Origin of the sequence: Paenibacillus woosongensis (genome assembly GCF_009725165.1) — a bacterium.
Lineage (GTDB): Bacteria > Bacillota > Bacilli > Paenibacillales > Paenibacillaceae > Fontibacillus > Fontibacillus woosongensis.
Map to the genome: position 1 here is coordinate 457,114 of NZ_WNZW01000002.1, position 12,004 is coordinate 469,117.

13 protein-coding genes are annotated in these 12,004 nt (G+C 51.7%); all 13 read right to left on the reverse strand.

The window, feature by feature from the left end; genetic code table 11:
* Nucleotides 1-34 precede the first annotated feature (34 nt).
* On the reverse strand, nucleotides 35-496 hold the full coding sequence (locus tag GNP95_RS08625; protein WP_155610428.1) for a YaiI/YqxD family protein: 462 nt from the start codon (nucleotides 494-496) through the stop codon (nucleotides 35-37).
* A 33-nt stretch (nucleotides 497-529) separates the two neighbouring features.
* The gene (glyS, locus tag GNP95_RS08630) at nucleotides 530-2,605 is read right to left on the reverse strand and encodes a glycine--tRNA ligase subunit beta (RefSeq protein WP_155610429.1); all 2,076 of its coding nucleotides are present in this window, start codon (nucleotides 2,603-2,605) and stop codon (nucleotides 530-532) included.
* On the reverse strand, nucleotides 2,598-3,485 hold the full coding sequence (gene glyQ, locus GNP95_RS08635) for a glycine--tRNA ligase subunit alpha (protein WP_155610430.1): 888 nt from the start codon (nucleotides 3,483-3,485) through the stop codon (nucleotides 2,598-2,600). Before glyQ ends, glyS begins: the two co-directional genes overlap by 8 nt.
* Nucleotides 3,486-3,847: 362 nt before the next feature.
* Nucleotides 3,848-4,597, reverse strand: a complete 750-nt coding sequence (gene recO, locus GNP95_RS08640; protein ID WP_155610431.1) for a DNA repair protein RecO — start codon at nucleotides 4,595-4,597, stop codon at nucleotides 3,848-3,850.
* 21 nt (nucleotides 4,598-4,618) lie between these two features.
* Nucleotides 4,619-4,771: a YqzL family protein gene (locus tag GNP95_RS08645; protein WP_155610432.1), complete on the reverse strand. Its 153-nt coding sequence runs from the start codon at nucleotides 4,769-4,771 to the stop codon at nucleotides 4,619-4,621.
* 94 nt (nucleotides 4,772-4,865) lie between these two features.
* Nucleotides 4,866-5,768 carry a GTPase Era gene (era, locus tag GNP95_RS08650; RefSeq protein ID WP_155610433.1) on the reverse strand — a complete coding sequence of 301 codons (903 nt, stop codon included), beginning with the start codon at nucleotides 5,766-5,768 and terminating at the stop codon, nucleotides 4,866-4,868.
* Between the two features lie 33 nt (nucleotides 5,769-5,801).
* Entirely contained in the window at nucleotides 5,802-6,209 is a 408-nt protein-coding gene (locus tag GNP95_RS08655) for a cytidine deaminase (protein WP_155610434.1), read from the reverse strand.
* A 62-nt stretch (nucleotides 6,210-6,271) separates the two neighbouring features.
* Nucleotides 6,272-6,643: a diacylglycerol kinase family protein gene (locus GNP95_RS08660; RefSeq protein ID WP_155610435.1), complete on the reverse strand. Its 372-nt coding sequence runs from the start codon at nucleotides 6,641-6,643 to the stop codon at nucleotides 6,272-6,274.
* Nucleotides 6,643-7,140 (reverse strand): rRNA maturation RNase YbeY, encoded by a 498-nt coding sequence (ybeY, locus tag GNP95_RS08665; RefSeq protein WP_155610436.1) that lies wholly within the window; start codon nucleotides 7,138-7,140, stop codon nucleotides 6,643-6,645. Before ybeY ends, GNP95_RS08660 begins: the two co-directional genes overlap by 1 nt.
* Nucleotides 7,141-7,169: 29 nt before the next feature.
* Nucleotides 7,170-9,401 (reverse strand): HD family phosphohydrolase, encoded by a 2,232-nt coding sequence (locus GNP95_RS08670; protein WP_155610437.1) that lies wholly within the window; start codon nucleotides 9,399-9,401, stop codon nucleotides 7,170-7,172.
* 52 nt (nucleotides 9,402-9,453) lie between these two features.
* Nucleotides 9,454-10,425: a PhoH family protein gene (locus GNP95_RS08675; RefSeq protein WP_155610438.1), complete on the reverse strand. Its 972-nt coding sequence runs from the start codon at nucleotides 10,423-10,425 to the stop codon at nucleotides 9,454-9,456.
* Nucleotides 10,426-10,431: 6 nt separating this feature from the next.
* A complete protein-coding gene (gene yqfD / locus GNP95_RS08680; RefSeq protein ID WP_330163317.1) occupies nucleotides 10,432-11,613 on the reverse strand; it encodes a sporulation protein YqfD in 1,182 nt (393 codons plus the stop codon).
* Between the two features lie 5 nt (nucleotides 11,614-11,618).
* Nucleotides 11,619-11,906, reverse strand: coding sequence for a sporulation protein YqfC (gene yqfC / locus GNP95_RS08685; protein ID WP_155610439.1), 288 nt, complete (start codon nucleotides 11,904-11,906; stop codon nucleotides 11,619-11,621).
* Nucleotides 11,907-12,004: the final 98 nt, after the last annotated feature.

Here is a 12,004-nt window from a genome sequence, read left to right on the forward strand (position 1 = left end):
CTTCATCTCTATATAACACGTAAATAGTAATTCGCTAAAATTGTACATTCTCCTGCATATCTCGCAAAACTTTTGACAACGCATCTATAAACTTCTTGCGGTCATCGTCCGTAAAAGGCTTTGGCCCTTTGAAATACCGCCCGCCGCGCCGTGCTTTGGCATGATGGTGACGACGTTCCAGCAAATAATCTATATTGCCGGGATGATACTCCTCGCCTCTAGGCGACAAGATCCGGCACGATTTGGCTAAAGCCAAGGCAGCAAGTCCATAATCCTGAGTAATGACGATATCATCCTTGGCAATATGGTTGGCAATGTACAAATCCGCGCTTTGCTGACTGCGGTCAACCTGAACAATGGTAACCCCCGAGACCTGCTTAATCACATGGTCATAGGAGGATACCATCAATACGCCAACTCCGAACTTTGCAGCTGTAGCAGCGATTTCAGCCTTGACGGGACAGGAGTCTCCGTCAACGACGATCCGTGTATTCATCAGACTCCCGTCCTTCAAAACCGTATTATGCTATTATGCCCAAACCAGCTTGCTAAAATCAGCAAACATGCTTAATTCCTCGTCAATTGCCTTAAGCAAGGCCAGTCGATTCGCACGAACCGTCTCGTCCTCAGCCATAACCATAACTTTGTCAAAGAATAAGGTGATGCTCTCCTTCAAGCCGGAGATCAGCTTCAGGGCCTGCGCTGCGTCCCGCTGCTCCAATGCTTCGCGATATGCCGCAGTAACCGACTTCCAGGCTTCGTATAGCTGAGATTCCGCCGGATCATTCAACAGGTCTGAGCGAACCTTCTCCGCAGAAGCCTTGGCAGCGAGATTGCTCACTCTTCCGAACGACTCGACCGTCGTCTTAAAATCATCCTGTTTCACCGCAGCCATCAGCGTCTCGCCTCTGGACACGACGGAAACGACATCATCATAGCCTGCGGAAATGACGGCGTCTACAACATCGTAACGCACATGATCGGATAGAGTTTTCTTAATGCGCAGTCCGAAGAAATCGGTAAGATCCTTCAGAATCTCGTCCTTCGTCCGTTTCAGCTCATGGAAATGCTCATGCGTTTCAAGTGCGATATCGAACAGCACCGGCAGAGCAAGCGAGAGCTTGTGCTCCAGGATGATCTGCACGATACCGGCAGCCTGGCGGCGAAGACCATACGGATCCTGCGATCCCGTTGGAACGATGCCGATAGAGAAGCAGCCTGCGATCGTATCAATTTTGTCGGCAATGCTTACGATTGAACCTACCTCGGACGCCGGAACCGCATCCCCGGCAAATCTCGGCTGGTAATGCTCGAAGATCGCTTTGGCTGCAGCCTCGGGTTCTCCCGCTTTGCGTGCATAGTCTTCGCCCATTACGCCCTGCAGCTCTGGGAACTCATAAACCATTTGGGTAACGAGATCGAATTTACAAATTTCCGCGGTCCGGTTAACCGCTTCCGTCGTACCGGCATCCGTTTTAAGCACGGCAGACAGTTTCTCCGCATTCCGCCGAATCCGCCGCACTTTGTCGCCGACCGTCCCTAATTCTTCGTGGAAGACGATACTCTCCAGCTTGGACAAGGCATCCTTGATCGCCAGCTTCTGATCCTCTTCATAGAAGAATTTGGCATCCGACAGCCGGGCGCGCAGCACCTTCTCGTTGCCTCTAGCAATAAGCTCCAGATGCTCGGCATTGCCATTACGCACCGTTACAAAATAAGGAAGAAGCTCTCCTTGATCGTTCAGCACCGGGAAATAGCGCTGATGTTCGCGCATCGAAGTAATCAGCACCTCTTGCGGAATATGCAGGAAGGATTCCTCGAACGTCCCGTACAACACTGTTGGCGTCTCTACCAGGAACAGCACCTCCTCTAGAAGGTCATCCTTCACGGAGATATTCCAGCCTTGCGCCTTGGCCAAGCTGTTAATTTGCTGCACAATCATTTCCTTCCGCTCATTCACGTCGGCGATGACATACCCGCTGCGAAGGGCCTCCACATAATCCGCCGGCTGACCGATTACGATCTCGCCGCCCAGAAAACGATGTCCGCGCGTTACATTTCCGGACTTCACGCCAGTAATTTCAATATCGATAATCTCGCTGCCGAGCAGGGCAACAATCCAGCGGATCGGCCGCACGAATTTAAAATCATAGCTGGCCCAGCGCATATTTTTCGGGAAGTTCATCGCATGGAGAATACTCAGCAGGCCTTCGGCCACGATCGAGGACGTCTCTACGCCGTTACGGCTTTTGCTGATATAGACATACTCCGTGCCCCCGAGCTCCTTGAAGGTGAATTGCTCCGGGTCGGCGCCTTGGCTGCGGGCAAAGCCGAGCGCAGCCTTGCTCCATTGCCCGTTCTCGTCCAGAGCGATTTTGCGCGAAGGGCCTTTCACCTCTTCGTGAACGTCCTCCTGCTTGTCCGCCACTTCTTTAACGAGTACGGCAAGACGGCGAGGCGTGGCGTAAACAGCAACTTCTCCATGCCGGATCAGCTGCTCGTCGAGCCATTTCACCGTCCGGTCCTTTAACTGCTCCATAGCACCGCGAATAAAGCGAGCCGGCATTTCCTCAAGCCCGATTTCAAATAGCAGATCTTTAGCCATGGATTTCGCCCCCTTTCTTCAGCATCGGGAATCCAAGCTTCTCCCGCTCCTCCAAATACGTCGCTGCCACCTGGCGGGCCAAATTCCGCACCCGCGTAATGTATCCGGTGCGCTCGGTCACGCTGATCGCGCCCCGTGCGTCAAGCAGGTTGAACGTATGCGAGCATTTCAAGACGTAATCATAAGCCGGAAATACAAGATGCTGCTCCATCGCTTTCGAAGCTTCCTGCTCGTACATATTAAATAAAGTAAACAGCATTTTCACGTCCGAGGTCTCGAACGTGTACTTGGAATGCTCGAACTCTGGCTGATGGAATACATCGCCGTAAGTCGTACCGTTCACCCATTCCAGATCGAACACGTTCTCCTTCTCTTGGATGTAAGAAGCAAGCCGCTCCATACCGTACGTGATTTCAACGGCGACCGGGTTCGTCTCAATGCCGCCGACCTGCTGGAAATACGTAAACTGCGTAATCTCCATTCCGTCAAGCCATACCTCCCAGCCGAGTCCCCAGGCGCCAAGCCCAGGATGCTCCCAGTTATCCTCAACAAAACGGATGTCATGCTCAAGTGGGTTAATGCCAAGCCGCTTCAAGCTCTCCAGATAAATCTCTTGAATGTTGTCAGGGGAAGGCTTCATGATGACCTGGAACTGATGATGCTGGTACAGACGGTTCGGATTCTCCCCATAGCGTCCATCCGCCGGTCTGCGGGAAGGTTCCACATATGCGACATTCCACGGTTCCGGACCGATTGAACGTAGAAATGTCATCGGGTTAAGTGTACCGGCACCCTTCTCTACATCGTAAGGCTGCACGACGATACAATTCTGCTCCGCCCAGAACTGCTGCAGCGTTAGAATCATTTGCTGAAAATTCATGACCACAACTCCTTTACACATGTTCGTGTTCAGCCGGCGTGCAATGACGTGCAAAAAGCCCCCGTCACCTACGCCTGCTGTTCAGACGTAGGGACGAGAGCTGTTACTTCCCGCGGTTCCACCCTACTTGATTTGCATTATAGCAGCGCAGACTACAAATGTCGCTTGCCGCTGATGCAAAATCCGCTTTTCACGATCGTTTCCGTGCTCCAGGGCCGCCATTTTCATGAGTTTCTCCGGCTCGGGCTTCCACCATCCCCGACTCGCTAATCCGGTTTAAGAACGCATTACTTTTCCCATTCAACGCACGGGTCTCTATTAAGAGAAATCTTTTTTATAATACATGAATAATGAACATAAAGTCAAATTTCATATTTGTCTAATTGATCCAGGAAGTTTCTGGATTTGAGCTGCAATCCCAGCTGCATATCAATAAACGCGCGCATCAGTTTTTTCAGTTCCGCCTTCGTCGCGTCCTTCACCTCGACATTGCCTAGACGGCGAAGGTCCATTCGCTCAAATAGCGACAGCAGCTTGAATGTGCCGGGAGCAACCATCATGGCGGCCGGATCATGATGCCTGCAGCTTCGGCACAGCCTTCCCCCGAGACGTGGACTGATGAAATACGAATCATCCTGCCGGCCGCAGGACAGGCACTCCGCAAAAACGGGCCCGTATCCGGCCGCCTGCAATATTTTCATCTCAAATAAGCGAAGAACGATTTCCGGATCCTTGCCTGCCGACAATCCGTCCAAGCACGCCTTAAGCTGATTAAACCAGAAGCTGCCGACTTCTTCGTCCTGCAGCGTCCGGTCCAGAAGCTCGCAGGCATAAGATGCGTAAGCCGCCAAATACAGATCTTCACGTAAAGAAAAGTGAGATTCGATAATCTCACCTTGATTCAGCGTTCCAAGGCCTTCCTTCTGCCTGTAGAACGTATATTCACCATAAGTAAACGGCTGGGTCAGAGCAGCATGTCGACTCTTGACCTTCTTAGCCCCGCGGGCGAGCACCCCGATCTTGCCATGCGTTGCCGTGCACAGCGTAATGATTTTGTTCCCCTCGCCATAATCCATGCTGCGGATGACGATACCTTCCACCCTGTATAGCATGTCTCTCCCCCAAGCGTGATGTTACAGCGGAGCGGCGTCTGCATCCTGCTCCACAGCTTCCAGCTCTGCCGCAGCTGCGGCCTCCTCTTCACAATTGCTGCAAGCTTCCTTGTACAGCATGTAAGCATCGACATCTCCAGTCATCGCAAAATACTTCCACGAAAAATCTCGCAATCGTATTCACCCTTTCTTCGGAAATGAAGCTGCGTTTATGAAGAATAGGATGGCCTAGCTAGCTTAGAGTATGTGATGAAATTACTGCCATTCGTTAAGCGTCCCGGTGAAAACCGAGATCCTTCAAAATCCGCTCCTGGTTGCGCCAGTCTTTTTTCACTTTGACCCACAGCTCAAGAAAGATCTTCGAACCGAGCAGGTTCTGGATATCCTGTCTGGCCAGTTTCCCGACTTCCTTAAGCAGCGCTCCTTGCTTGCCGATAATGATCCCTTTCTGGGAATCGCGCTCGACGAAAATGACAGCGGAAATATAGACGACCCCATTGTCCTCAACACGCATATCCTCAATCGTCACGGCAATAGAGTGCGGCACTTCCTCACGGGTTAAATGCAGGATCTTCTCACGGATCAATTCAGCGCAGACAAACTGCTCCGGATGGTCCGTAATTTGATCCTCGGGATAATATTGCGGCCCCTCCGGCAAATACTTGCCGATTTGCTCCAGCAGCGTAGTGACGTTGTTGCCAAGCATGGCGGAGATCGGCACGATCTCCGCAAAGTCATATAGCTCCCGGTATTGCCCGATCAGCGGCAGCAGCTGCTCCGGTTCGATCCGGTCGATCTTGTTCATGACCAGGATTACGGGAGTGTTTACATCTTTTAATCGTTCGATAATGAACCGGTCGCCTCCGCCCAATCCTTCCGAGGCGTCAACAAGGAATAATACGGCCTCTACTTCCCCTAACGTATTCAATGCAGTCGTGTTCATGAAATCCCCGAGCTTGGATTGGCGTTTATGGATGCCCGGGGTATCCAGAAAGACAATTTGCATGTCTTCCGTCGTATATACACCATGGATTTTGTTCCGCGTTGTTTGCGGTTTATCGGACATGATTGCGATTTTTTGCCCGATGATGTGGTTCATCAGCGTCGATTTGCCGACATTCGGCCTGCCGACGATCGCCACAAATCCTGATTTGAAAATTGTTTTTGCCATTTCGTCTAGTCCTTTCTGTCTTCCGTAACGATGCTAAGTTTTCTGCAAATCTGCAGGACCAAAGGCATACGGCAGCAGCTCCGCCACGGTCGTCTCTCTGACATCGCCTTTCATGTTGCCGAGAATCACCGGCATGTCCGGGCTGCACAGCTCCAGTATGACCTGGCGGCATACGCCGCATGGCGCGATGGGGTCATCCGTCTCGCCGATAACGGCTAGCGCCCGGAAGCTGCCTGGAGCAAGTCCGTCGGCTACAGCGCGGAACAGCGCGGTTCGCTCGGCGCAGTTTGTTGGCCCGTATGCCGCGTTCTCGATGTTGCATCCATAGTGGACATGCCCGTTCGCATCCAGCAGTGCGGCGCCGACGGCAAAGCCGGAATACGGCGTATAGGCAGCAGCCCGCGCTTTAATCGCTTCTAACAGCAAACTCGTGTTATCCATTGTCGTCATCTCCTCAGGCAATATAGTGGTAAGCCTTGCTCATTCCCTGTGCTGTGGAATAGTTACTGTCGAAAATAAGCCATCACCGGCTCATAAAACAACAAACAGCCTACGCATACCGCAATAATTGCCGCAACAAGCACGGCTCCTGCCGCCGTATCTTTTGCCGTCTTCGCAAGCGGATGCCAGTCGGGCGAAACAAGATCCACGACGGCCTCCAGCGCCGTATTCACCAGCTCTGCCGCGATGACGAGGCCAATGACGATCAGGAGCAGGGCGACGTCGCGTCCCGGAAGGCGAAAATACGCTGCGGCCAGCAGAACAGCGACCGCGGCCAGCAAATGTATTTTCATGTTCCGCTCAGATTTCAGCGCCGTTACGATTCCTTCCGCCGCATAGCGGAATGTGTCGCTCCATTTGGATGCAGGCTTCATTAACGGGTTAGCCCCACCTGGGCCAGGACGGCTTCCTGCTTGCCCATCATCTCTGCCTCGCTCGCCTCATCCTGATGATCATAGCCCAGCAGATGAAGGAAGCCATGCACGAACAAAAATCCGATTTCCCGATTGAGGGAATGGCCGTACTCTTCACTCTGAGCCTTCGCCGTTTCCACGGAAATAATAATATCCCCGAGCATGTCGCCAAAGCCTTCCAGCTCTTCGCCTTCTTCAAGCTCATAGACGATTTCCTGCTCTTCTTCAACTGATTCGTTCATGGCAAAAGAGAGTACATCCGTCGGCCGGTCGATTCCGCGATACTCGCGATTGAGCGCATGAATTTCTTCGTCGGTTACGAACGTCAGGGCAACCTCGCCGTCAGTTACGCCTTCGGCCTCTCCGGCTTTTTGCAGCAGTGTATGCAATAGCTCTATTAAATCTTCCCCAATTTCGATGATTTCTTGCTCATTACTGTATTCGAGCTGTAATGCCATAGCTTACTTGCCCTCCCGTCTTTGCTCCATTAGTTCGCTTTCTTGATTTCTTCCGGATATTCGATCCGCGAGTGGAAAATGCCCATCACGGTTTCTTTCAATGTCTGTGCAATGACATCGAGCTCTCTCATCGTCAGGTCGCACTCATTGAATTGATGATCGTCGAGACGGCTCTTGATAATCTTCTCGATCATTGTCTCCACCTGCTCCACGGTAGGCTTGCGCAAAGACCGCACCGCCGCCTCCACGCTGTCAGCGATACCGACGATCGCAGCTTCCTTCGATTGGGCTTTCGGCCCCGGATAGCGAAAATCTTCTTCCGTGAAGTCAGGCTCTACGCCCTGCTCTTCAGCCAATCTAAGCGCCTTATGATAGAAATAATGCAGAAAGGTCGTCCCGTGATGCTGCTCTGCAATATCCCGAATCGGCTTCGGCAGCTTATAATCCTTCTGCATCTCGACCCCGTCGCGAGCATGGGCAATAATAATCGACTTGCTCAGCTTAGGATCGATAAAATCATGCGGATTCTCCATATTGTTCTGGTTCTCTATAAAATAGCTCGGACGCTTGGTCTTGCCGATATCGTGATAATAAGATCCGACCCGGCACAACAGTCCGTTGGCCCCAATCGCTTCTGCAGCCGCCTCCGACAAATTGCCGACCATCACGCTATGATGGTATGTGCCCGGCGTCTCCGTCAGCAGCTTGCGCAGCAGCGGATGATTCGGATTGGACAGCTCGACGAGCTTCAGCGCCGACAGGATGCCGAAAGTGACCTCGAAGAACGGCATAAGGCCGATTACGAGGATCGTTGTCAATAGTCCGCCCGCCACGGCAAAACCGATCGCATACAGCGTGCTGGATTCCGTCCAGCCGTTGTTGTTGACCAAAATCAGCGTAAATACCGCCAGGGAGCCAAACAGCGTAATCATGATCCCTGCCTTTAGCAGGGTCGAGCGCTGACTGGCCCGGTGAATAGCGAAAATAGCTGCAAAAGAAATAACGACAGCAAAAAATCCGAACTGAAAGTCAAAAATCTGCCCTTTGTGCACATTTAGAATAACGCTGGCCAATATACTGAACAATATAGAGCATATATATGCCAAAGACATGTCAAGCAACAGCGTAATCAGCATGGCCCCTACCGCGACTGGCGCAATATAGCCGATATAAGGCCGCTGTTCATTTTGTACGATGTTGACCACATGCATCGACAGGATCGTTATCAGAATGATCAGCAGCAGCATAACAAACTGCGAATTGTTGTATTTGAAGCGGCTAACGCCTTCCGACTGGCGGATATACATAATCAGGCCCAGTGCCAATAGCGAAGACAGAATGATCAGGCCAAATTGCGGCCAGTAATTTACTTCATCCTTGAGCAGTCCGTTCTTTTCCAGCAAGGAGTACATTTCCGGGGTGATTTTCTCCCCTTTCTGCACCAATACATCACCCTGCTTGATGAACACGGTCGGCGTCTTCTCACGCGCTTCTACCTTCGCCGCTTTGGTAGCTTCCTCGTCGTAGAACTTGTTGGCCGTAATCGCCAGCCGGGCCAGTTCCTGAACAACTTCCCGCGATACACGCTTGCTCAGCGAGCTCGTGCTCACCTGCTCCGCAACCTTGGCGCGCGCTGTCTGAGCGTCCACGATTTGGTCCGTAGTCAGCCGGGCGACGATATCTGCCGCCACAGGCTTCATTTCATTAATATCCTCCGGCGTCAGCCTCGGTATTTTGATAAAAGTCTCCTCAGCAATATGATATGCCTGCTCGCTGATCTGCTCATTTACTTCTTCGAACAGCTTCTCCGAATAGTTCGGTGAATTTCGGTTGTTCCTGATAAAATTCTGGATATGATCCTGCGCCCTTTGCGGGAGCTCCTCGCGATAAATTTTGATTTTGTCCTCGGTCGACACCTGATCATCCTGATTCAGACGGAAAATCCGGTCAAGCATTTGCCCAACGAGCACCTCATTGCGCAGCGGAAGAATCGTGTAGACTTGTCCTACTTTTTCGGCCGCTTCTTCCTGAGCCTTTAATGTCGCTTTGGTATCCGGAATGTCCATCGGCGCCAGTATCTCCTTGTCGCTCGGCAGCCCGACGGCAATATCATAGGTTTCCGGCAGCAGCTTGGGTGCAAGACTGGCATAGAACATAATAATAAGCAGCGCAAACAGAACATAGCGTACAGATACGCTATGTTTCCATCCGGCTGTTCGGGATTGCAGCGTTTTACCTTTTTGCATTTCGTTTGAGGTCATAGTGCAGCCCTCCTGAAAAATTTAGAGCCCGGCAACCTTGTATTTAAGCAGATTAACCCTGATTTTCAGCGGCACGGTCATAAGCAACGATAATTTTCTGTACAAGTGAGTGGCGCACAACATCGGATTCCACAAAATAAACGAACCCGATTTCTTCAATTTGCTGAAGAATATTCTTTGCTTCGATCAATCCGGACTTTTTGCCTTTCGGCAAATCAATTTGCGTCACGTCGCCCGTAATCACCATCTTCGAGCCGAAGCCGAGGCGCGTCAGGAACATCTTCATCTGCTCTGGCGTCGTATTCTGAGCTTCGTCCAAAATAATGAAGGAATCGTCAAGCGTCCGGCCGCGCATATATGCAAGCGGCGCAATTTCGATGAGGCCGCGCTCCAAGGCTTTGGCCGTCTGCTCCGGCCCCATCACATCGTATAATGCATCGTACAGAGGACGTAAATAAGGATCTACCTTCTCCTGCAAATCGCCCGGCAGGAAACCAAGGTTCTCTCCGGCTTCTACAGCAGGCCGGGTAAGGATGATCCGTTTCACTGTACCTTCCTTAAGCGCAGTTATCGCGAGGACGACGGCCAGATAGGTTTTGCCCGTACCTGCTGGACCGACCCCAAATACGATGTCGCGCTTCTTGATCGTCGTTACGTAATGCTTCTGTCCGATCGTTTTGACCCGAATCGGCTTGCCTCGGTAGGTTAGAGCTATTTCCCCCTTATACAGATCAAGCAATTGATCGGCCCGAAGATCCTTTGCCAAATCGATGGCATAGAGCACATCACGCTCTGTCAAAATATATCCGTTGCGGATCAGCTCCAGTAAAACCTCGAATAACTGCTGGGCAATTTCCACCTGACGGGCTTCGCCACGAATCGATATTTCTGATTCCCGCAAAACGATCCCTGCATTCAGACTGCTCTCGACAAGCTTCAGGAACGAATCCTGCGGACCGAATAGCGACAATCCCTCAGAGGCACTTTGTAATGTAATTTTGGTATGCGAAATTTGTTCTGACAAATAGACTCATTCTCCTTGATCGTATACTATCGGAAGATCTTCCGCTATATTCTGCTCTACTTCAAAAAGCACTTTCATATAAACTTTACCATTGTCTGTCTTCTCATGCAAAATTTTTTGACTGACAATTTTCGATTCGACGCCCTGTTTCGCATAAATGTCGCGTAAAGCTCTGTCGATTCCGTCTTGTTTCGCTTGCTCCGCCGAAAGCTTCAATTGGATTACCGTCGTCTCCAGCAGCTTCTCGCTCATCCAGCCGAACGGCAGCTTCCAGCTTCTCCAGGTCAGCGGATCAAGCTCGCTCAAGGTTTGGAACTCGGCAAAGCCCGGCCTGCCGTATCCGGTGATCTGGACAGCGGTCTTGCCGAAGAACAGGTAGCCCCGCTCCTTTTTTTCTCCCGTATAGACATTCTGCTTTCGCACAAGCGGCACCTCGATGTTATATTCATGCCAGACGATCCCCTTAATCTCTCCCTTGGCTACGACAAATTCATTCCCCTGTATGCCGGCAATTAGCACTTGTCCTTTTCTCACCCGGTCATGCTTCTTCACCTGGGGTTGTCCCCGCTCGGAATAAATCTGCGTAATCACGGCATCGGAGCTGCTGACGAGATGGCTGGGGCTTCGAAGCTCCTGTTCCTTGGGGCGCGTAGCTTCGACGACCTGGATTGTGATGCGCGTCCCGCTGCGGGATACGCCTACCCAGGAAGATCCGGCCAGTTTGCGGGTTAGCTCTGCGGATAACTTGTCCTGTTTTTGAAGGCGGAATATCCATTGAAAAGGATAAATCCCTTCTTCGCGTGCAGCACGCAGCACGTCTTCGGTTGATATGTTCTCATTGCCCTGCACTTCAATATCCCACACAAGTGACGAGAGGGCAAATATAATCGCGATGAACAGGGCAAACCCCGCGATGAAAATTTTGCGGCGCCACAGCCTGGCGAGCAGAAAAGGCATGCCGCTGCGCCGCTTTACGGACATTCTGCAGCCTGTCCGCTTCAGCAGCGGACGGAGGGAGAAATAATCGCTTAGCTGAACATTCATCTCCATCTTCCGCTCCGGTAAGGAGCGCACATCCCATATCTCTATGCCTTCCTTGGCCAGTTCATTAATGAGCCTCTCGAGATTCCCGCCGCGCACAACAATCCTCACACTGCCGCGCAACCGGGATAAGACCGATGATTTCACGCGATTCACTCCTCCACTCCATGATATTTAATGCCGGAAATCCGGCCCTCAATAATAACTTCTTCAGGCATGATTGCCTTGATCACAAGCTCCGCTCCCTCGACCCTCAGCACCCCTTGCTTCAGTTCGAGATGAAGCTCCTCTGGTGAGAAATGAACCACCCCTTTGTGATTCTCCACCAGCAGCTGCTTGTTGCCAATCATGGTGAGCCTCGGTAAATCGAATACGAGATCCCCCGGCAAGTCGAGCGCTTCGACCGCCCATTTGCGGATTTTCCGTGATAGCTGGCTCATCTGAGGCAACCCTCCTTCCTCTACCCTACAAAATATGCGCCAGAAGCGGAATTTATGAGACCCGGGGCAAAAAGGAGGGCAAGGGGAGATTGGAGCGG